The 20,351-nt window shown below is 62.6% G+C and carries 19 protein-coding genes; 3 read left to right on the forward strand and 16 right to left on the reverse strand.

What is annotated here, in order from left to right:
• Positions 1-42: 42 nt before the first annotated feature.
• The 5 genes from EB815_RS30430 to EB815_RS30450 form a co-directional block, all read right to left on the reverse strand.
• A complete protein-coding gene (locus EB815_RS30430) occupies positions 43-900 on the reverse strand; it encodes an amino acid ABC transporter ATP-binding protein (RefSeq protein ID WP_056565150.1) in 858 nt (285 codons plus the stop codon).
• Positions 897-1,550, reverse strand: a complete 654-nt coding sequence (locus EB815_RS30435) for an amino acid ABC transporter permease (RefSeq protein WP_056565153.1) — start codon at positions 1,548-1,550, stop codon at positions 897-899. Before EB815_RS30435 ends, EB815_RS30430 begins: the two co-directional genes overlap by 4 nt.
• 74 nt (positions 1,551-1,624) lie before the next feature.
• Entirely contained in the window at positions 1,625-2,467 is an 843-nt protein-coding gene (locus tag EB815_RS30440) for a transporter substrate-binding domain-containing protein (RefSeq protein WP_056565156.1), read from the reverse strand.
• A 28-nt stretch (positions 2,468-2,495) separates the two neighbouring features.
• Complete coding sequence (locus EB815_RS30445; RefSeq protein ID WP_056565159.1) at positions 2,496-3,488, reverse strand: proline racemase family protein; 993 nt, start codon at positions 3,486-3,488, stop codon at positions 2,496-2,498.
• Between the two features lie 3 nt (positions 3,489-3,491).
• Positions 3,492-4,172: a GntR family transcriptional regulator gene (locus tag EB815_RS30450; protein ID WP_056565162.1), complete on the reverse strand. Its 681-nt coding sequence runs from the start codon at positions 4,170-4,172 to the stop codon at positions 3,492-3,494.
• 111 nt (positions 4,173-4,283) lie between these two features.
• Here EB815_RS30450 and EB815_RS30455 point away from each other — a divergent pair, with 111 nt between their 5' ends.
• Entirely contained in the window at positions 4,284-5,714 is a 1,431-nt protein-coding gene (locus EB815_RS30455) for an NAD-dependent succinate-semialdehyde dehydrogenase (protein WP_056565165.1), read from the forward strand.
• Positions 5,715-6,083: 369 nt separating this feature from the next.
• Here the strand turns inward: EB815_RS30455 and EB815_RS30460 are convergent, their stop codons facing one another.
• The 11 genes from EB815_RS30460 to EB815_RS30510 form a co-directional block, all read right to left on the reverse strand.
• Positions 6,084-7,013 (reverse strand): LysR family transcriptional regulator, encoded by a 930-nt coding sequence (locus EB815_RS30460; protein WP_056565168.1) that lies wholly within the window; start codon positions 7,011-7,013, stop codon positions 6,084-6,086.
• Positions 7,014-7,070: 57 nt separating this feature from the next.
• Entirely contained in the window at positions 7,071-7,985 is a 915-nt protein-coding gene (locus EB815_RS30465; protein ID WP_056565172.1) for an SMP-30/gluconolactonase/LRE family protein, read from the reverse strand.
• Between the two features lie 15 nt (positions 7,986-8,000).
• Positions 8,001-9,503 carry an aldehyde dehydrogenase family protein gene (locus EB815_RS30470; RefSeq protein WP_056565795.1) on the reverse strand — a complete coding sequence of 501 codons (1,503 nt, stop codon included), beginning with the start codon at positions 9,501-9,503 and terminating at the stop codon, positions 8,001-8,003.
• A gap of 26 nt (positions 9,504-9,529) precedes the next feature.
• Positions 9,530-11,029 carry an aldehyde dehydrogenase gene (locus EB815_RS30475; protein ID WP_155772361.1) on the reverse strand — a complete coding sequence of 500 codons (1,500 nt, stop codon included), beginning with the start codon at positions 11,027-11,029 and terminating at the stop codon, positions 9,530-9,532.
• Positions 11,026-11,403, reverse strand: a complete 378-nt coding sequence (locus EB815_RS30480; RefSeq protein WP_056565175.1) for a carboxymuconolactone decarboxylase family protein — start codon at positions 11,401-11,403, stop codon at positions 11,026-11,028. The genes EB815_RS30475 and EB815_RS30480 overlap by 4 nt, the downstream gene beginning before the upstream one ends.
• A 28-nt stretch (positions 11,404-11,431) precedes the next feature.
• A complete protein-coding gene (locus EB815_RS30485; protein ID WP_056565178.1) occupies positions 11,432-11,839 on the reverse strand; it encodes a hypothetical protein in 408 nt (135 codons plus the stop codon).
• Between the two features lies 1 nt (position 11,840).
• A complete protein-coding gene (locus tag EB815_RS30490; RefSeq protein WP_056565181.1) occupies positions 11,841-13,514 on the reverse strand; it encodes a GMC family oxidoreductase in 1,674 nt (557 codons plus the stop codon).
• A 36-nt stretch (positions 13,515-13,550) separates the two neighbouring features.
• Positions 13,551-14,519 (reverse strand): ABC transporter permease, encoded by a 969-nt coding sequence (locus tag EB815_RS30495; RefSeq protein ID WP_056565801.1) that lies wholly within the window; start codon positions 14,517-14,519, stop codon positions 13,551-13,553.
• A 2-nt stretch (positions 14,520-14,521) separates the two neighbouring features.
• Positions 14,522-15,472 carry an ABC transporter permease gene (locus EB815_RS30500; RefSeq protein WP_081294650.1) on the reverse strand — a complete coding sequence of 317 codons (951 nt, stop codon included), beginning with the start codon at positions 15,470-15,472 and terminating at the stop codon, positions 14,522-14,524.
• Entirely contained in the window at positions 15,469-17,010 is a 1,542-nt protein-coding gene (locus EB815_RS30505) for a sugar ABC transporter ATP-binding protein (RefSeq protein WP_056565184.1), read from the reverse strand. The genes EB815_RS30500 and EB815_RS30505 overlap by 4 nt, the downstream gene beginning before the upstream one ends.
• Positions 17,011-17,083: 73 nt before the next feature.
• Positions 17,084-18,298: a substrate-binding domain-containing protein gene (locus EB815_RS30510; protein WP_162258877.1), complete on the reverse strand. Its 1,215-nt coding sequence runs from the start codon at positions 18,296-18,298 to the stop codon at positions 17,084-17,086.
• A 315-nt stretch (positions 18,299-18,613) separates the two neighbouring features.
• Here EB815_RS30510 and EB815_RS30515 point away from each other — a divergent pair, with 315 nt between their 5' ends.
• Both EB815_RS30515 and EB815_RS30520 read left to right on the forward strand, forming a co-directional pair.
• The gene (locus EB815_RS30515; protein ID WP_056565190.1) at positions 18,614-19,378 is read left to right on the forward strand and encodes an electron transfer flavoprotein subunit beta/FixA family protein; all 765 of its coding nucleotides are present in this window, start codon (positions 18,614-18,616) and stop codon (positions 19,376-19,378) included.
• A 3-nt stretch (positions 19,379-19,381) separates the two neighbouring features.
• On the forward strand, positions 19,382-20,350 hold the full coding sequence (locus EB815_RS30520; RefSeq protein ID WP_056565194.1) for an electron transfer flavoprotein subunit alpha/FixB family protein: 969 nt from the start codon (positions 19,382-19,384) through the stop codon (positions 20,348-20,350).
• Position 20,351 lies beyond the last annotated feature (1 nt).

Below are 20,351 nucleotides of genomic sequence, written 5' to 3' on the forward strand. Positions count from 1 at the left end.
GACGATGTCCGCTTGGCTGTTTTCGCGTGAAGCGGCGTGCCTTCAGCACGCCTTCTCGGCTTCACGCGCCTCGAGGAACGGGCGAAGCAGATCCGCCGATTCATGGAAGCGTCCGACAAATGTCTTCAGACGCGGATGTTCGGGATGCAGCAGCACCTTGGCTGGTGGCCCCTGCTCCGCCACCAACCCCTGATCGAGGAATACGACCCGGTCGGCGACCTCGAAGGCGAAGCCTAGCTCGTGGGTGACGATCACCATGGTCATGCCGCTCCTGGCCAGCTCGACCATCGCCTTCATGACTTCGCCGACCAGTTCGGGATCGAGCGCCGAGGTCGGCTCGTCGAACAGCATCACCTTCGGCTGCATGGCCATGGCTCTCGCGATCGCGACGCGCTGCTGCTGGCCGCCGGAAAGCTGGCGCGGATATTTCTCGACGTGCTGCCCCAGCCCCATGAGATCGAGCAGTCGCAGCGCCTTCTGGCGTGCCTGCTCCTTCGGCTCCCTCTTGACGATGACCGGGCCTTCCATGACGTTCTCGAGCGCCGTCATGTGCGGGAAGAGATTGAACTGCTGGAAGACCATGCCGGTCTTGGAGCGGATGCGGTTGACCTCCTGGGCCGGTATCTGGGCGCCCTTGCCATCGGCCCTCCTGTCGAACAGCGTTTCGTCATCGATGACGATGCTGCCGCTGGTCGGCATGTTGAGCAGATTGATGCAACGCAGCAACGACGTCTTGCCCGACCCGCTGGCGCCGATCAGCACCACCACCTCGCCTTCGACGACCGAGAGATCGATGCCGTTCAGCACACGCTTGTCGCCGAATTTGAGGCAGATCCCGTCCAGCCGCAGGACAGGCTTGTCGCTCTTGTCCGTCACGGCGCTTGGTTCAATGGCGCTCATTTCAGGCTCCCTCTTCTTTCGAGTTTCCTGGACAAGAGGGTCAGCGGGATCAGGATGATCAGGAAGATGACGCCGACGGCGGTGTAAACCTCCATCGGCCGATAGGTGAAGCTCGAGATGTAGCTCGCCTGATAGAGAAGGTCCGGAACCGTGATCATCGACAGCAGCGTGGTGTTCTTCATCTGGATGATCGACTGGCCCGCCAGGGGCGGGATCATCTTGCGGAATGCCTGCGGCAGGATGATCCGGCGCATGCGCTGGCCATAGGACATGCCGATCGCGGTCGCCGCATCCGTCTGGCCGGGATCGACCGACTGGACGCCGGCGCGCAGGATTTCGGCGTAGAAGGAGCCGACGTAGCAGCTCAGCCCGATGAAGCCGGCCCAGAATTTCGTGACATTGATGCCGGCGAAGATCGGGAAGGCGTAATAGACCCAGAGCAGCGTGACGAGCAGCGGAATGTTGCGGAAGAACTCGACATAGATCTGGCCGAGGATGACCAGCGGCTTGAACGTGCTGAGCTGGATAAGCCCGATGAACAGGCCGATCAGCATGCCGGCACCGATGGTGATGACGGTGAAGTAGAGCGTCATCAGCAGGCCCTGCCAGAGCAGCCCGATATTGTTGGTTATCACTGTATAGTCGAACATGGCGTCCTCACTGGTTCGATGCACGTCCAGTGGTGGCCTGACCGCCGCACCAGGCGGCGGTCAGGCTGTTGCGATCAGAAGGAGAACCCTGCCGGAAGGATCGACAGGTCGATGCCGCGGGCTTCCCACGAGCGGGCAAGCTTGCCCTGTGCAAGGCCGAGCGAACGCTCCTGCAGGATCCAGTTGGTCAGGAAGTTGATGTAGCCGGCATTGCCCGGCTTGCGGGCGACGGCCAGCGTTGCCGGATTGCGCAGGATCGGCTCGGGCAGCGAGACATTGCCGATCTTCTGGTTGGTGATCTGCAGCGCATCGAAGATGGAAAGCACGACGCCATCGGCGCGGCCGGCCTGCAGTTCCATCAACGCCAGGCCACGATCTTCCACTGGTGTAATCTTGGCCTTCGGCAGCAGCGCTTCGGCGACGACCTGCATGGTGCTGCCCTTCTGGACGACGACGGTCTTGTCGGGCGAATTGAGCTCGGCCCAGGTCTTGACCGGCTTGCCGGGAGGCGTCAGCACGGCCCAGGCGTCGGTGAACAGCGGCTCCCATAGATAGTCGACGACAAGACCGCGCTTCGGGTTCGGATTGACGCCGATGGCGATGTCGATCTTGTTGGACTGGAAGTCGGCGGCCAGATTGCCCCAGGTGGTCTCGACAGGCTCGAGCTTGACGCCGAGCTGGGTCGCGATCTCGCCCAGGAATTCGTAGTAGAAGCCGCTCCATTGGCCGGTGGCCGGATCCTTGATATAGCCCGGCTCTTCGCCGGTCATCACAGGAACCTTGAGCACGCCGCTGGCACGGATCTGGTCGATGACGGCGGACGGATTGTCGTCGGCGGAAGCAGCGATCGGCGCGGTGAGCAGGCCAAGACCGATGGTCAAAGCGGCCATGAACGTACGCATTACCGTGAATTTCATGTCATTCCCCTTTCTGAGTTATTTGTGGTTAGCGGGCTAGAAATCCCTTCGAGAGGGGGTCGCCCTTCTCGAAGTAGATTGTCTGGGTCGAGGTAATGAAGGCCGAGCCCTCGATCTCGATGATCATCGCTTCGCGGCCTTGCTCCTCGACGCGCCTTTGCAGGCGCGCTTCGAACGGAATGCCGAAGATATTCCTGGCGCGATAAGTCTGGTCGGGGCTGATCAGCCCCTTCCCGAGCAGATAGGTCAGGCGCGCCGAGGTGCCGGTGCCGCAAGGCGAGCGGTCGAACTTGTTGGATTCCAGGACAAGAAAATGCGTCGCCGAATGCGCGCTGTCGGCATCGTGAAAAAGCACGCTCGGCGCGGCAGCACCCGCCAGCAGAGGCAGGTCCTTCATCGCCGCCTTGATCGCGTCCTTGATCCTGGCGCCGGCCTGCATCAAGACCGATGCATTGTCCGGGGTCAGCTTGAAGCCGAGCGACGCGGCGTCCACCAGCGCATACCACATGCCGGCATAGACAATCGCGGCATCAACCTTGCCAATGCCTTCGACGGAAACACTCAAGCGCTCCAGCCCGACATAGCTCGGGACGTTGGCTATGCGCACCCGGTCCAGCGAACCGTCTTTGTTCCAGATCAGATGAACGGTCACGATGCCCGCAGGCGTTTCCAGCGTGAAGCTGTCGCCCGTTTCGACAGAGATCTGGCCTGTGAAGGCCAGCGTCCTGGCAAGGCCGATCGTGCCGTGACCGCACATATCGAGATAGACATAGGACGAGATGAAGAACGCGCCATAATCGGCGACATCGGAGGCGACCGGCACCAGACCGACCATGGCGGCATGGCCGCGCGGTTCATGCAGCAGCGCCGGGCGAAGATGGTCGAAGCGCCGGCGGAAATGGTCCCGCTTCTCCCGCACGCTCGAACCGGAGAGTTTCGGAACGCCGCCGAGGATGACGCGCGTGGGGTGGCCGGCGGTATGGGAATCGATGACGCTGAACGCTGACGAGAAGCTGGACACGGACTAGCCCTCTCCGAACGCGTCGCGAATGCCGGCCCGCATGCTTTGCCAGATTTCCCGGATGAGGTTTTCGGTCATGGCCTTGGCGCTTTCGCCATCACCTGCGGTGATCGCATCATAGATGCGGGCCGTGTCGTCCAGCGACAGCTGGATGATCTTCGGATCCTGCTCGTAGGCGTGATAGCGGTAGCGCAAGGCCTGCTTTTCCAGACCCCCTAGCAGGCGTGTCAGCGTCTTGTTGCCGGCCAGCGTGTAGGTCAGGAGAGAGCCGCGGACGTCGACGATGAAGAACTGCCGTGCATCGTTCCTGGCCTGTGCCTGCTTCAGCTCCGACAAGAGGTTCTTGAATTCGGCCTTCTTTTCGATGTCGGCGGATTCGGCCGCCTGCTTGGCGACCAGCCCTTCGAGTTCGATGCGACAGGTATAGACCTCGTCGAAATCGCGCTGCGACATCGGTGAAACCCAGATGCCGCGCCTGGCCTCGCGCATTACCAGGCCGTCGCGCTCGAGCAGCCTGAGCGCCTCGCGCACCGGCGACCGGCTGACGCCGTAACGCGCGGCGACCATTTCCTCGGTCAACCGCTCCCGCGACTTGAGGCGGCCGAAGATGATCTCTTCCTCGAGCATCTCAGCGAGATTCTCCGGGATGGCGACCGACAATTTCTGGATGCGCGCTAAAATCATGTCGACACCATACTGTATACAATGTACAGGTCAAGTCATCGCGGAAATTTTCTTGTGACGTGCAATCCGCCGGCGGCTTTCCGCGCCCGCCGGGCTGAAAGGGCCAGGAACATGTATCCAGAGACGATCGAGCTGCTGATTGACGGCGTGTGGTGCCAAGGGTCGGACGGCAAGTCCGAACCATTGATCAATCCCGCCACCGAGGAGGTGCTGGCCACCGTGCCGCATGTCACGGAGGCCGACCTCGACCGTGCTCTCGCCGCATCGCTCAAAGGCTTCAAGCTGTGGAAGACGATGACCGCGATGCAGCGCTGGGCGATCATGGACAAGGCCGCCGACCTGATCGAGCAGCGCAAGGAGACCATCGCGCGTGTCCTGACGATGGAGAACGGCAAGGCGCTGGCGGAGGCCACCGGCGAGGTGCAGTTCGCGGCGGACGCGACCCGCTGGTATGCGGAAGAAGGCAAGCGCGCCTATGGCCGCATCGTCCCTGCCCGGCTGCCCGGCGTGCGGCAGATGGTGTTCAAGGAGCCGGTCGGGCCTGTCGTCGCCTTCGCCGCTTGGAACTTTCCGGCCAGCAATGTCATCCGCAAGATTTCAGGTGCGCTCGGCGCCGGCTGCTCGATCATCCTGAAGCCGGCGGAGGAAACGCCGGGGACCGCGGTCGCCATCGCCCGCTGCTTCCAGGACGCCGGACTGCCGGCGGGCGTGCTCAACATCGTGTTCGGCGAACCAGCCAAGGTCTCGTCCTATCTGATCGCCTCGCCGATCCCGAAGAAGGTCTCGCTGACCGGATCGACGGCCGTTGGGAAGCTGTTGCAGAAACAGGCGGCAGATACGCTGAAGCGCTGCACCATGGAGCTGGGGGGCCACGCCCCCGTCATCGTTTATGAGGACGCCGATCTCGACAAGACGCTCGATACGCTCGTCGCCTTCAAGTTCCGCAATGCCGGCCAGGTTTGCACCTCGCCAACCCGCTTTTACGTGCATGACGCTATCTATGACCGCTTCATCGAAGGCTTCGCCTCACGCGCCGAAAAGCTCAAGATCGGCGACGGCCTCGACGCAAACGTGCAGATGGGCCCGATGATCGCGCCGCGACGGCTCGACGCCATGGACGGCTTCGTCAGCGATGCGACAGCGAAGGGAGCGAGCGTCGTCACCGGCGGCAAGCGGATCGGCAAAAAGGGTTATTTCTACGCTCCGACCTTGCTGAAGAATGTTCCGGATGCCGCGCGCATCATGTCCGAAGAGCCGTTCGGGCCGATCGCGCCGACCACCACCTTCTCAACCTTCGACGGCATGATCGAACGGGCAAATTCGCTGCCTTATGGCCTGGCCTCCTTTGTCTTCACCCGCAATCTCAGCCTCGCGCAGAAGACCGAGATGGCACTGGAGGCCGGCATGGTCGGCGTCAACCACATGATGGTGTCGACGCCGGAAACGCCGTTCGGCGGCGTCAACGAATCCGGGTACGGCTCGGAGAGCGGCATCGAAGGCCTCGACGCCTATCTGCGGACGAAGTTCGTGACGGAGATGTAGAGCGCGCACATCGATGCGCTGCGGAGATGATTGGGGAGCGTGGGGATCAAGGCGAGGCATGGCTTCCGTTTTGCGAGCGCGATGCCGAGCCACCACACGATTTTCAATCGACCGCGAGCGCAATGATCATCTCGAGTTCCACCGTGATCTGGTTGGGCAGTGAACCTGCTCCAATGGTCGACCGGGCATGCATGCCTTGTTCTCCAAACACGGAAACGAGCAGGTCCGAACAACCGTTCATGACAGCGGGATGGTCGGTGAAATCTGGGGGACGCGTTGATAAGTCCGAGGACCTTGACGATGTCCGCGACCCGGTCGATCGAGCCGGCCGCCGCGTCTGCGACGGCCAGCAGATGACGGCACCAACACTCATTCAGGATAAGTTGTCGGTTTCCAGATGTGGGTGGACATGATGTCCCGCAGTTCCGTGCGCACCGCGCGGAAGAGCGGCCGAAAATTCGAGGACATCGGTCGCTGCGACGAGGTCGCGAGGATCAGCTGTCGGGTGATCGGTGGGTCGAATGGCCAGACCTCGATGCGGCCAGCCTCGACAAGGAGATGGACGGAAGCATAGGGCAGAACCGTATAGCCTGTGCCCTCCTCGACCAGAAGCAAGGTTGACGGCATTGCCTCCAGCTCCATCTCGACACGCGGATAGATGCCATGCTCCGCCAAGGTGTTGTCGATAAGCCGCCGCAGCCCGTGCGGGCGGCTGGGCAGGATCATCGGCAACTCGGCGAAGATGTCGAGGCCGACCGGCGCGCGCGGCAGCACGCGCTCTGACAAGACCGGTCCGATCAGAAAAAGCTCGTCATCGGCCAGCGGTTCAGTCAGCACGGACGGATGGTTCGGCGAATTGTAGAGCACGGCGGCGTCGATGCGGCCGGCAATCAGCCATTCCAGGATATGGCCGCTGAAGCCCTCGATCACCTGCAGCGCGACATTGGGAAACTCGTTCTTGATCTTCTTGACCAGCGGCACCGTCAACACGGTGCCGACCGAAGGCGGCACGGCCAGCACCAACCTTCCCTTCGGCGAGGATTTGAGGTTCGAGACTGCATTCTGCGCCAGCCGCATCCGCTCGACGATCTCGTCGGCATGAGCCTTCAGGAGCACGCCCGCCTCGGTCAGGACGACACCGCGTCCGTTGCGATAGAACAGCTCGACGCCGAGCTCCTCCTCAAGCCCGCGAATATGGCGCGTGACCATCGGCTGGGTGACGCTGAGGTCGAGTGCGGCCTTCGAGAAGCTGCCAGCCGCACCGACGGCGATGAATACCTGTAGCTGCTTCGTGTCCAACTCTCACCCCAACCATCCGCCGCCGCAGCGCTTCCAAGCCCCCCAGTGGTGTCCGTGTCACGTACCGAACGCGTACTTCTGGCCTCGGACATTCAGAAACACGGCATAGACCGATGTTGTCGCCGTGATGAACAGCCGATTGTTGCGCGGCCCGCCAAAGGCCAGGTTCGCAACCATTTCCGGCACCTGGATTTTCCCGATGAGTTCACCTTCGGGCGTGTGGCATTGTACGCCATCCCATGCGCTGATCCAGAGATTGCCCATAACATCAACGCGAAAACCATCCGGAATGCCAGGCGATATGTCGGCGAAGATGCGGGAATTCGCCAATCTGTCGCCGTCGACGTCAAACTGCCTGACGTGATGCGGAGCGCCGCGGTCGGTTAGAAAACCGGAGTCCGAAATGTAAAGGTGCTTCTCGTCGGGCGAGAAGGCGAGCCCGTTCGGCATGGAGAAATCATCGGCAACGACGGTGATCTTTCCCGATAGCGGATCGATCCTGTAGACGCGGCAGCCCGGCTGCTCCTGCAGGCCCTTGCGCCCTACATAATCGGAGATGATCCCGTAGTTCGGATCGGTGAACCAGATGCTGCCGTCGGACTTCACGACCACATCGTTCGGCGAGTTCAGCGGCTTGCCATCGTAAGCGGAGGCCAGCACCGTGATCGAGCCGTCCCATTCGGTACGCACGACACGGCGTTCCCCCTGCATGCAGGTGACCAGCCTTCCGTTGCGATCGCGCGTGTTGCCGTTCGGGTTGGAGACATGGCTTCGGAACAGCGAAACCGCCCCCGTCTCCTCGTCCCATCGCAGCATGCGGTCGTTGGGAATATCGCTCCAGATCAACGAGCGGAGGTCGGCGAAATAGACAGGTCCCTCCGCCCAGCGATTTCCCGTGTGGATGGTTTCGAGGAATGCGACCGGATCGATCAAATCCCCGAATCGCGCATCGATCGTCTCGTAGCAGGACATCGGCCGCCCCCTCGCCTATGGCAGCCGGATCGCGACGGTCTTGGTCTCGGTGTAGAGCTGGAGCGCCTGTTCGCCAAGTTCTCGCCCCCAGCCCGATTGCTTGAACCCGCCGAACGGCATGGTGACGTCGTTGAAGTTATGGCAGTTCACCCAGACCGTGCCGGATTTGATCTTCGCGGCCAGCCGATGCGCGGCGCCTAGATTGTTGGTCCAGATCGATGCGGCAAGGCCATACTCGGTGTCGTTGGCATCCTTGGCGAGTTTGTCCAGGTCGTCGTCGTCGAAGGGCATCGCGCAGGCCACCGGCCCGAATATCTCTTCGCGGATCACCGACATGTCAGGCCGCGTGCGGGAAATGACCGTCGGCTTGACGAAATAGCCGACGTGGCCCGCACGCGCGCCGCCAGTGACGATCTCGGCGCCATCGCTCCTGCCTTCCGAGATCAGCCGGGTGATGCGTTCCATCTGCTGCTGAGAGACGACGGGGCCAAGCTCCGTCGCAGGATCAAGCCCGGCGCCGAGCTTCAGCTTTTCGGCCCGCTCGGCGATGCCGGACATGACCTTGTCGTAGATCTTCTTGTGAACGAAGAAGCGCGTTCCCGCGCCGCAGCTCTGCCCGGCATTGAAGAATGCCGCGCTCGAGGCGCCGGCCACCGCCATGTCGATATCGGCATCGCCAAGCACGATGGTCGGTGCCTTGCCGCCAAGTTCCAGGCTGACCTTCTTGAGATTGCCGGTCGCGGCGCGGGCAATCAGCCTGCCGACCTCGGTCGAACCGGTGAATGCCACCTTGTCGATGTCGGGATGGGCAGACATCGCCGCACCGACGGTTTCGCCAAAACCGGTCAGGATGTTGACCACGCCTTCCGGAAAGCCGGCGTCCTGGACCAGCTTGCCGAAATAGAGCGCGCCGAGCGGCGTCTGCTCGGCCGGCTTGAGCACGATCGTACAGCCGGCCGCCAAGGCCGGCGCCACCTTCCAGGCCAGCATGCTGAGCGGGAAGTTCCACGGGATGATCTGACCGACGACGCCGACCGGCTCGCGGCGGGTATAGGCGTGCCAGTCGCCGGGCGCATTGATCGTCATCGTCTCGCCATTGATCTTCGTGGCCCACCCCGCATAGTAGCGGAACGTCTCGGCCGTGAACGGCACCTCGCCATTGCGGGAATCACCGATCGGCTTGCCGCTCTCATAGGAATTGAGCGTCGCCAGCATATCGACATTGGCATCGATCAGATCGGCGAGTTTCCAGATCAGCCTGGCGCGCTCGGCCGGCACCATTTTGGACCAGGGGCCGTCGATCGCCTTGCGCGCGGCCTGGACCGCCAGATCGACATCGGCGCTGTCGCCGGCCGGCACGGCCGCAATGATCCGGCCGTTCGAAGGATCGACCACATCCAACGTCTTTCCCGAGGCCGCCGGGAGCCACGCGTTGCCGACAAGCATCGCATGGCTGCCGCCGACGAACGCCGCCACCTTGGGATCGAGTGGCGGCACGGCATCGAAACGTATGGTCATGGCTTCCTCCCGAAGCATCTGGTCGATCAGCGCTGGACGAACGGCGCGGGAATGGAATTCCCTGCATCGATCCAGATGCTTTTTTCCTGAAGATATTCGTAGATGGCGGTCTGGCCGTTCTCGCGGCCGATACCCGACTGCTTGTAGCCGCCGAAAGGGGAGAGATAGCTGGTGGCGCGGTACATGTTGACCCAGACGCTGCCGGCCTCGAGCCGCTCGGGCAGGCGGATCGCCCGACCGAGGTCCTGCGTCCACATCCCGGCCGCAAGCCCGTAGATGGTGTCGTTGGCGATAGCCACCGCCTCGTCCTCGTCGTCGAAGGGAATGACTGACAGCACCGGTCCGAAGACCTCTTCCTGGGCGATGCGCATGGACTGCTTCACGTTGCCGAAGATCGTCGGCTCGACGAACCAGCCGTCGGCAATCGACGTGTCCTCGGGTATCTTGCCGCCGAGCAATTGTGCTGCGCCCTCGCCATTGGCGATGCCGATGTAATCGAGCACTTTCGCGCGCTGCGGCAAGGTGGTGATCGGACCCACCTGGGTCTCGGGATCGAGCGGATCGCCGATCCTCGCGGTCTTTGCGAAGGCGACCAGCTTCTCCGTCACCTGGTCATAGACCGAGCGCTGCACGAGTGCGCGCGATCCGGCGATGCAGGTCTGCCCGGTCGCGGCGAAGATGCCCGAAACGAGGCCGGGAATGGCCGCGTCCATCTTTGCGTCGGCAAAGACGATGTTGGCGGATTTGCCGCCGAGTTCGAGCGTGACCTTCTTGAGCCCGCCGGCGGCGGCCTGATAGACGCGGCGGCCGGTTGCGTCGCCGCCGGTGAAGGCCACTTTGGCGACATCGGGATGCGTGACGAGGCGGTCGCCGATCTCGTGCCCGAAGCCGGTGACGATGTTGACGACGCCCTTGGGAAAGCCCGCCTTCTCGAAAAGCTGGCCGAAGAACAATGCCGACACCGAGGAGAATTCCGACGGCTTCCAGACGATCGTGTTGCCTGCGGCGAGCGCGGGAGCAAGCTTCCATGTCGCCAGCATCAGCGGCGAGTTCCATGGGGTGATCGCTGCCACCACCCCGAGCGGCTCGCGGCGCGTGTAGTTGAACACGCCCGGCTTGTCGATCGGGATGACGCGCCCCTCGATCTTGTCGGCGAGGCCGCCAAAGAAGCGGAACCATTGCGGGATGTATCTGCACTGCATCCGCATTTCATTGATCAGCTTGCCGTTGTCGCGGGTTTCGAGAACGGCCAGGTTCTCGGCCTCCTCCGCCACGAGGTCGGCAAAGCGCGTCATGATCTGTCCACGCACCGTTGGGGTCATTGTCCGCCACTCGCCACGGAACGCGGCCGCGGCTGCCTGAACGGCCGCATCGACATCGGCTATCCCGGCGCGCGGGACGAGCGCCCAGGCCTTGCCGGTGAAGGGATCGAAGGATTCGAAATAATCCCCCGACCGCGCGGCGGCCGGGCGGCCGCTGATCAGCATGGAGAGCTTTTCCGTGGCGAGCGGCGGACGGGTTGTCATGCTCCGACTTCCTGCAAAGCTTCGCGCGCCACCCGGAAAGAATCCACGCCTGCGGGCACGCCGGCATAGATCACGACCTGTAGAAGGACTTCGCGGATTTCGTCCTTGGTCACACCGTTGGTTAGCGCACCCTTGACATGCATCTTCAGCTCGTGCGGACGATTGAGCGCGGCAAGCATGGCGAGGTTCAGCATGCTGCGGGTCTTCTTGTCGAGCGTGTCGCGGCCCCAGACGGCGCCCCAGCAATATTCCGTCACGAGTTCCTGTAGCGGACGATTGAAATCGTCGGCGCTGGCGAAGGACTTCTCGACGAATTCGGCGCCCAGAACCGATTTGCGGATTTCAAAACCCTTGTCGAATACATCTTTGCCCATTGGATTGTCCTTTCCGTTGATTGGGAGATCAAAGGCCGGGAGTCGGCCGATATTTGCGGCCGCGCGCAATGACGTGGCCGAGCGAGCCGTTGGTCAGGTAAATCTGCGTCGCCTTTGAATCGTAGGGGACGTTCTCCTGGCCGGGATAGCCGATCAGTTCGCGCACGCGCGGGCTCATGTAGTAGGTGGCGATGGCAATCGTTGTGATCGCCGAGAAGGCTTCGCCATCCTCCTTGTTGAGGCTTTCCAGGCAAGCCTCGGCGCCGCTGGCCGGATCGACCGTGATGCCGCGCGCAAAGCCCGGCTTCAGGTCCGTGCGAAAATCCAGTGACTTCTCGACGTCGGCGTAGCCGCAGACGTCGCTGAACTTCGGCATCTTGCCATGCGCGGGGATCAGGAAATCGGCGAGCGCGAAGAAGATGTTCTCGTTCGACATGTCAGGCCACCTTCTGGTTGCGGCGTTCGGCGATCATGCGGCGCGTGTTGCGCAGCGCGACCGCCATGATGGTCGCCGTCGGGTTGGTGGCGCCCGAGGTCGGGAAGGTCGACGCGTCCATGACGTAGAGGTTGGGCACGTCGTGGCAGGCGCCCCATTGGTCGACGACCGAGCGCTTCGGATCGTCACCCATCACGGTGGTTCCGATCAGATGCCAGCCCGATTCACGCACCGGTGTCGAAACCAGAGTCTCGATGGCGCCGGCGGCGCGCACCGATTCCAGGCAGCGATCGATATTGAACTTCAACAGCCGGTTGGAGTTCTCGTTGACCTTGTAGACGATCTGCGGCGCGGGCAGCCCGTCGGAGTCCGTCAGATCCTTGGACAGGATCACCTGGTTGTTCTCTTCGGGAAGATCCTCGCCGACAATGCCCCAGATCAGCGAGTGACCGAAGCGGCGCGCCACATTCTCGTGCAGGTTGGCGCCCCAGAAATCCTGGAACCGGCCGCTCTCGGCGACATAGACCTTGGATCCGGTTGCCCCGGATACGCCGACCGGTCCGCCCGAGGGCATGCAGTTCCATTTCGAACCGCGCACGAAGCCGCGGCTTTCGTCGGTCTCGTAGAACTCGAGCGAATAGACCTGCTGGCCAAAGGGGCCGCGCCAGGAATCGAGCGGATCCGTGTAAGAGGCAAGCACGCTGGCGAAGGGATGCATCATCAACCTTTTGCCGACCATGCCCGATGAGTTGGCAAGGCCGTCCGGATTCCTGGACCCTCCCGACATCAGCAGCAGCCGGGGCGTGCCGACGCCATTGGCGCACAAGATGACCACCTTGGCGCGCTGGCGCCGCTCCCGGCCGTTCGCGTCTATATAGACGACGCCGGTCGCCAGCCCTTGCTCGTTGGTCTCGACTTCCTTGACCCGAGCACGGGTGACCAGCCGCGCGCCGGCTTTCAATGCCAACGGCCAATGCGACCGGTCGGTCGTGGATTTCGCGCCCTCCGGACACCCGGTAAGACAGGTCCCGCGGCGCACGCACGGATTGAGTTCGCCGAACGTCTCCGACGGTATGGCATTGCTGCCGGGCCACCAGTGCCAGCCCATCTTTTCCATGCCCAGCGCACCGCGCAGACCGACGGAGCCGATGGGCAGCGCCGGGAAGGGATAGGCGCCGCGAGGCGGATAGGCCGGATCGCCGGCGAGACCGGAAACGCCCACCTCGCGCTCGATCTCAAGCTGGTAAGGCAGCAGGTCCTCATAGCTGAACGGCCAGTCCTCGGCCACGCCGTCCATCGACCGCACGCGGAAGTCCGACGGCAGGAAATGCATCCACTGCGCGCCATAAAGCGTCGCGCTGCCGCCGACGCCGGCGAACATCAGCGGGTTGATGTCCGTCGTCGACGTGTCGACGGGATAGTCGTTGGGATTGTCACGGACGTTGGGATTGGGATGCCAGAGCTTGGTGCTGACAAGCTCGTGCTCCGGACGCGCGCCGGTATAGTCGGCATAATCAGGCCATTCGCCCTGTTCGAGCACGACAACGGAAATGCCGGCACGCGCCAGATGAAGCGCGGCGACCGAGCCGGATGGGCCGGCCCCGACGATCACGACATCCACTTCCTCGTCGCGCCTTGCCCGTGCACCGCGATCCGCCAGAACTTCAACGGTCATTTTCTTCCTCCCTTGGGGTCCAACGGCAGCATCGGTTCAGGCGAGCCGCGTCCGATAAAACGCCGCCGCGCCGATGATGATGACGCCCTTGATGATGAGCTGCATCTCGATCGGAAATCCGAGCAGCAGCACGAGATTGTTGATCACCACCAGAACAGCCACGCCAAGCAGCGCCGCGAAAATGTTGCCGCGCCCACCGGTAAGCGCCACGCCGCCCATCACGGCGGCAACGATGGAGTCCAGTTCGTAGCCTTGGCCGACCCAGTTCGAGACGGTACCGACATAGCCGAGCAGGAACAGGCCGCCTATTCCCGCGCAGACCGAGCAGATGACGTAGCAAAGGATGACCACGCGATCGGGCGCGACACCGTTGAGGAACGCGGCCTTCGGATTGCTTCCCACCATGAATATCTCACGGCCGAGGCGTGACCGGTGCAACACGATGCCGAACGCGATCGCCAGGAATGCCAGGGTGATCAGATTGACCGGTACGCCAAAAATCCGCCCAGAGGCCAGAAAGCCCATGCCCGGCGGCAAGGTGCTGATCGGCGCCCCGCCGGTATAGGCGAAACGAATGCCCTGCAGGATGATCATCATCGCCAGTGTCGCGAGAAAGGGGCTGACATTGCGCTTGGCGACGAGCCAGCCGTTCACCAGGCCCACCACGGCCGACAGGGCGATCGCGGCGATGAAGATCATCGGAATCGCTTCATTGGTGGTGGCCTTGAAAGCGGTCGCCAGCACCGCCACCGTCGCCATCAGCGAGGCCACTGACAGGTCCAATCCGCGCACCAGGATGACGAAGGTCTGACCGATCACAACCATGCCAAGCGGTGCCGCGATGGTCAGCACATTGACCAGGTTGGCCGGCCGCAGAAAGGTCGGTGAGGCGAGAGCCGCGACGATCATCAGCGCGACCAGGAAGACCACCAGCCCGTAGCGCTCGAAGACAGACGCCAGGGAAATGCCTTGCGATCGCGGCATCGGTGTATCGAGAGGCGCCATCATTATCTCCGCCTTGGTGTGTGGATGCCGACCGCGATGATGATGATAAGACCCTGGATGACCCACTGGTAATAGGACGAGACATTGACGAAATTCAGCAGGCTGTTGAGCATGGTGACGAGCAGCACGCCAAGGAAAGTGCCAAGCACGCCGCCTCTCCCGCCGGCCAGGATGGTGCCTCCGACCACCACCGGCGTTACCGACTGCAGCGTCAGCGCGGCACCGATGCGCGGGTCGCCAACGCCAGTTCGCGCAGTCAGGAAAATCGCCGCTATGCCCGCGCACAGGCCCGACAGCGCGTAGGCAAGCACCACGATGCGATCGACCGGCAACCCGTTCAGCCGCGCCGCTTCCCGGTCGCCGCCGACGAAGTAGATGCTGCGGCCCGTGCGCGTGCGCTGCAGCCAAAGCCCGGCGAGCGCGAAGATCGCGACGAGCACGACGGCGCTGAGCGGAACGCCGCCGACCTTTGCATAGGCAATATCCGCGAAGGCACGCGGTACGGAGCCGCCGGGCTCCTTGCGGTACATCAACGTTCCGCCGAAGATGATCGAGGACATGCCGAGCGTGACGATCAACGGATGGACACGCAGCACAACCGTCAACAACCCGTTGAGCGCGCCCACAGCGGTCGCGGCGACCAATGCGAGCGGCAGTGCAAGCCACACCAGATCGGGGCGCCATTCGAGGAAGTTCGCCAGAAAGACGGTGAGCGCACCAACCAGCGAACCGACCGCCAGATCGATGCCGCCCATCAGCACGACAAACGTCTGGCCTAGGCTGACCATGCCCAGCACGATGAGCTGCTGGAACAGGTTGCCGATGTTGCGCCAAGTCAGGAATCGATCGGACAGGAAGCCGCCGGCGACCGCAAGCAGGACCAGCAGCACCGCCACGATCAGATAGGAAAGCATCAGCCGGTTGCGGCGAAGATCCATCGTGATGGCACTCATCCTACCGGCTCCGCACGCTGATCGATTTCCGCATTGCGGTGCTCGACAGATCGCACCGCGAGATCCATGATCGCCTCTTCGCCGAGCGCATCGCCGTTGATTTCGCCGACGACATAGCCTTGAGCCATCACGAAGACCCTGTCGGAAAGGCCGACGATTTCGGGCAGTTCCGAACTGATCATCAGTACGCCGACGCCAGAATCCGCCAGCCGGCGCACGATGCGATAGATCTCCACCTTGGCCCCGATATCCACCCCGCGCGTCGGCTCGTCGAGGATAAGCAGCCTGCTGGCGATGCGCGACCAGCGGCTGAACAACACCTTCTGCTGGTTCCCACCGGAGAGATTGCCGATCTTCACGTCAGGCGACGGCGTCGCGACCGAAAAGTCCTGGATCTGCCGCATGGCCACCGCACGTTCCCGCTTGCGGTCGATCAGGCCATGTTTCGTTATGCCGCCGAGGTCGGGCGCTACGATATTGGCGGAAATCGGCAGGCCGAGAAACAGGCCGTCGTCCTTTCGGCTCTCGGTCAGAAAACCGAGTCCATGGCGTATCGAGCCCTTCGGAAGCTTCGCCGCAAATGGCTTGCCATCGAATTCGATCACACCATTCTCCACGGTGCGCGTGCCGAAGATCGCCTCGGCGACCTCAGTGCGCCCTGAACCGACCATGCCGGCCACGCCGACGATTTCGCCAACCTTGACGTTGAGGCTGACGTCACGGACGCGCGGACCAGCCTTGAGATTGCGAACGGCGAGCACATCCGGGCCGCTCGCCCGTGCGGTACGCCGAGGCGGATAGATCTGGCTGAGCCGGCGACCGACCATCCGGGTGATCATCTCCTCGCGCGTGAGCGCGCTTACCGGGCTCGTGCCGACGAGCTGGCCGTCCTTGAGGATCGTGACCGTGTCGGCGATCTCGAAGATTTCCTCCAGCCTATGGGAGACGTAGACGATGCCGACGCCTTCGTTGCGCAGCCTCCGCATGTTCTCGAACAAAAGATCGACCTCACGTCCGGCGATGACCGCCGTCGGCTCGTCCAGGATGAGCAGCCGCACCTTGCCGACCAGGGCTTTCGCGATCTCGACCATTTGCTGGTCGGCAAGCGGCAATTCGTCGATCCTGGCGTGGGTTGGGATGTCGACGCCGAGCTGTGAGAGGATTTCAGCGGCGCGGACGTGGCGGGCGCGGTTCGAAATGAGACCCAGCATGCCGCGAGGCTGCGTATCGACCAGGATGTTCTCGGCAACAGAAAGCTCCGGAAAAAGAGCAAGCTCTTGATGGATCACGTGGATGCCGGCAGCGCGTGCTTCCTTCGGCGACTGCCAGGAAACCGGCTTGCCGAGATAGGTCATGGTCCCGGAATTCGGTTTGGTCACGCCGCCCATGACGCGGATCAGCGTCGACTTGCCCGCGCCATTTTCGCCGAGAAGGGCATGAATCTCGCCGGGTTGCACGGCGAAATCAACCTTGTCCAGGGGTTTGACTCCAGGATAGTCCTTCTCGATCTGACTGAGTTCAATAACAGACGCTGACATATCCGGTGCTCGAACTGTTCAATGCACGTCCGGTGCGCGCCCAGGAGGGCGCACACCGGGTCGCTTGGGAGGCTTACTTCGGATAGTCGGGATTGAATGTGCTCGGATTGTAGCCGGCAGGCAGCCCGTTGCTTGGCGACAGATCACCCGGGTCGCTCATGCTGACATGGTCGAGCAGATGCCTGTCGCCCTTGACAGAGACCGTATCCGCGCCGGGCGACGTGACGACCTGGAAGCTCACCTCGACCTTGTCCGGGACCGAGATGCCCTTGAGCACGTCGAGCGCGGTCTCGATGCCGGTGATGCCCATCGACGTCGGATAGTCGATGCCGACCATCTTGATGTTGTGCTGGTTGGCCAGTTGATACATCCGGGCAACGTCGCCACCGGTCATCGGCGGGAATTCGCCGTCCTTGTAGCCGGCGTCAAGAAACGCTTCGATCGCGCCATAGCCCTGTAGGGCGCTGTCGGCCAAGACACCGTCGATGGCCTTGCCGTGCTTCTGGATCAGCGCGGCCATCACCGATTTGCCGGTTGCCGGATTCCAGTCGCAATACTGCTTCTCCAGCACCTTGATGCCGGGGAATTTCGAGAACACTTCCTCGTTCGCCTTGATGCGGATTTCCGCGACGCTCGATCCGGCGATGCCTGGCAGCATCACGATGTTGCCCTTGCCGCCCAGCGTCTCGCACAACCACTGCGCCTCGAGACGGCCCAACGCCCAGTCGGATGCCGTGACGTAGGTGATGTAGTTGGCCGGCGTCTTCACCTTGCGATCGACCATGACGACGGGAATGCCCTGTTCGGTTGCGCGGCCGACGACGGAATCGAGCGCGTCCTCGGTCGAGGCCGCAATGAGCAGGATATCGACGCCCTGGCTGATCAGATCCTGGATATCCGCGATCTGCTTGGAAGGATCGTCATTGGCGTCGGTGACGAGAAGATGGGCGATCTCGTCGCGATGCTGGCCGGCGGACCACAGAACGCCATGCTGAAAGGCGACGCGCCAGGCATTGGAAATCGAAGCATTGGAGAACCCGATCGTGTACGGACCCGCCTTCTTCCATTTCGAGGTGTCGACCATGGTATTGGCATTGGGGTTCCACATCCAGGTGCGCGGCGCGCCGTAGTAGCCAGGCTTCTTTTCCGCCGTCTCCGAAGCGACGGCCGCGCTGGTCTGGGCGAGTTGGATGGCCGGCGCGGCGGCCATGGCTGCCGCCACGGCCGGCATGCCCCGGATAAAGCCCTTGCGGGAAATCTTGTGGTCTAGGATGCTCTTTATTGACATTGGTTCCTCCTCCTTAACGCTCGACAGAGCGTTTAAAATTCTCCTCAGGAATTCTCGCACACGAGAAAGTATAAACAAAGAATAGATGTTTATATCTCGGGCAAATCGCACGAGCATTCTCCTGACAACCTCCAACTCAGGAAAATTCGATTGGACGCGATTTGACGCAAATTAGCAGTCGATTACCCACGATCGTCAATCTGCCGTCTTGTAATAGCTGCTATTACCTTTTTGGCCATTGGGAGGAGCGAGGAATACGACTTATCTAGCAGCCGGTGCTGGGCGCTCGAGGTGCGTTCCGTCGGAGGAGAGGCCGTGAATATTCTTGTCGTCTTGCGCATGATCCCGGATTCCGCGGGCGAGCTGCAACTCGCCGAGGACGGCCGCAGCATCGATCGGGAATGGCTGGATTTCCAGCTCAACGATTTCGACGATCATGCTCTCGAGGAAGCAATCCTGCTCAAGGAGGCCTGCGGTGCGAAGGTGACGGCGGTGGCCGTTGGCGAAGGCGCCAACCGGGTCCTGCAGATGGCCGCAGCGCGCGGCGCCGAGGAAGTCGTGGCACTTCAATCAGAGGAGGACGCCATGATCTCCTCACGAGAGATCGCGGCTTCCATCGCGGCGATGGCGAGGGCAAAGTCGGCAGACTTGGTTCTTTGCGGCGTCCAATCGACCGAGGATGTCTTTGGCCAGCTCGCGCCCTATGTCGGCGCGCTGCTCGACTGGCCGCATGTGTCGGGAACCAACCGTATCGTTGCGAACGGCGCCGTGCTTCGGGTCACGCAAGAGCGCGGCGCGGGTGTCGCCGTCACCTATGAGTTGGCCACGCCGGCGGTGCTCGGCGTTCAGACCGCGTCGAAGGCGCCCCGTTATGTCTCGGGCAGCAAGCTTCGCGAGGCGTCCAAGACGCCCATCGGCCGCGCCACGCCCGAATTGTCGGGTTTCGAACGTTCCGCCGAGATCATCACATTGCGCCTGCCAGTCCAGGGCGGCTCCGGCGAGAACCTCGGCGGCAATGCCGAGACAGTCGCGGATCGCTTGATCACCATCCTGGCAGCCAAAGGCCTGGCGAGGAACTAAGCCATGAAGTTGATTGCCTGTACCGAAGGCCATTCCGGCAAGATCGAAGCCTTCTCCCTTGAAATGATCGCCGCGGCGCGGTCGCTGGCCCAGGCCGACGACGAGGTCGTTGCCTTTTTCGCCGGTCGTGACGCGGAAGGGGCATCCGCTTGCCTTGGTGCCGCCGATCGCCTGATAGTGGCCTGCTCCACAAGATTGGATGTCATTCCCGCCGAGGCCTACACGCTGCTTCTGCGCGACGTCGTCACCGCCGAAAGCCCCGGCCTGGTCCTGGTTCCCTATTCGGCAAACGGACTGGACGTGGCAGCGGACATCGCGGCGCGAACCGGCTGGCCGCTCATCTCCTATGTCAATGAAATCAAGCGGCATGGCGAAAGCCTGACGATCGTCGCGCAGATGTATGGTGGCAAGATACTCGCCGAATGCGAAGTGCGGCTGCCCGCGGTTCTGATGATCAACCCAGGGGCCTTCGCAGCGGCAGTGCCGGATCCGATCGCGGCCGTGAACGTGCAAACGATCGATGCCGAACCCGTACTCACCAGCGGCAAGGTGAAGATGGTGGCCATCGACATGCCGGATTATGCCGACGTCGATCTGACGGCAGCCGACAGGATCGTGTGCGTGGGCCGCGGCATCGGCGACGAGGCAAGCATCGATCTTGCTCGCAATTTGGCGACGATGCTGGGGGCGGAGATCGCCGGCAGCCGTCCTGTGGTCGACAATGGCTGGCTGCCGAAGCTGCGCCAGGTCGGCAAATCCGGCCAGAAGGTGAAGCCGAAGCTCTACCTGGCGCTCGGCGTGTCCGGCGCGCCCGAACATCTCGAAGGCATGTCGCAGGCCGAGCTCATCATTGCCGTCAACACCGATCCGAAGGCGCCCATCTTCAATGTCGCGCATTACGGCGCGACCTGTGACCTGTTCGATCTCGTCGCCAATCTGAGCGACAGGCTGCGGGCCGGCTCTGGCCGTTGAG

Source organism: Mesorhizobium loti, assembly GCF_013170705.1.
Taxonomy (GTDB): domain Bacteria; phylum Pseudomonadota; class Alphaproteobacteria; order Rhizobiales; family Rhizobiaceae; genus Mesorhizobium; species Mesorhizobium loti_D.

Coding starts and splice junctions, on each gene's coding strand:
- EB815_RS30520 (WP_056565194.1), top strand. CDS start 19,382: ATGAAGTTGATTGCCTGTACCGAAGGCCATTCCGGCAAGATCGAAGCC.
- EB815_RS30430 (WP_056565150.1), bottom strand. CDS start 900: ATGAGCGCCATTGAACCAAGCGCCGTGACGGACAAGAGCGACAAGCCT.
- EB815_RS30475 (WP_155772361.1), bottom strand. CDS start 11,029: ATGACAACCCGTCCGCCGCTCGCCACGGAAAAGCTCTCCATGCTGATC.
- EB815_RS30465 (WP_056565172.1), bottom strand. CDS start 7,985: ATGTCCTGCTACGAGACGATCGATGCGCGATTCGGGGATTTGATCGAT.
- EB815_RS30495 (WP_056565801.1), bottom strand. CDS start 14,519: ATGGCGCCTCTCGATACACCGATGCCGCGATCGCAAGGCATTTCCCTG.
- EB815_RS30450 (WP_056565162.1), bottom strand. CDS start 4,172: ATGATTTTAGCGCGCATCCAGAAATTGTCGGTCGCCATCCCGGAGAAT.
- EB815_RS30455 (WP_056565165.1), top strand. CDS start 4,284: ATGTATCCAGAGACGATCGAGCTGCTGATTGACGGCGTGTGGTGCCAA.
- EB815_RS30435 (WP_056565153.1), bottom strand. CDS start 1,550: ATGTTCGACTATACAGTGATAACCAACAATATCGGGCTGCTCTGGCAG.
- EB815_RS30480 (WP_056565175.1), bottom strand. CDS start 11,403: ATGGGCAAAGATGTATTCGACAAGGGTTTTGAAATCCGCAAATCGGTT.
- EB815_RS30485 (WP_056565178.1), bottom strand. CDS start 11,839: ATGTCGAACGAGAACATCTTCTTCGCGCTCGCCGATTTCCTGATCCCC.
- EB815_RS30470 (WP_056565795.1), bottom strand. CDS start 9,503: ATGACCATACGTTTCGATGCCGTGCCGCCACTCGATCCCAAGGTGGCG.
- EB815_RS30505 (WP_056565184.1), bottom strand. CDS start 17,010: ATGTCAGCGTCTGTTATTGAACTCAGTCAGATCGAGAAGGACTATCCT.
- EB815_RS30510 (WP_162258877.1), bottom strand. CDS start 18,298: ATGTCAATAAAGAGCATCCTAGACCACAAGATTTCCCGCAAGGGCTTT.
- EB815_RS30500 (WP_081294650.1), bottom strand. CDS start 15,472: ATGAGTGCCATCACGATGGATCTTCGCCGCAACCGGCTGATGCTTTCC.
- EB815_RS30440 (WP_056565156.1), bottom strand. CDS start 2,467: ATGAAATTCACGGTAATGCGTACGTTCATGGCCGCTTTGACCATCGGT.
- EB815_RS30490 (WP_056565181.1), bottom strand. CDS start 13,514: ATGACCGTTGAAGTTCTGGCGGATCGCGGTGCACGGGCAAGGCGCGAC.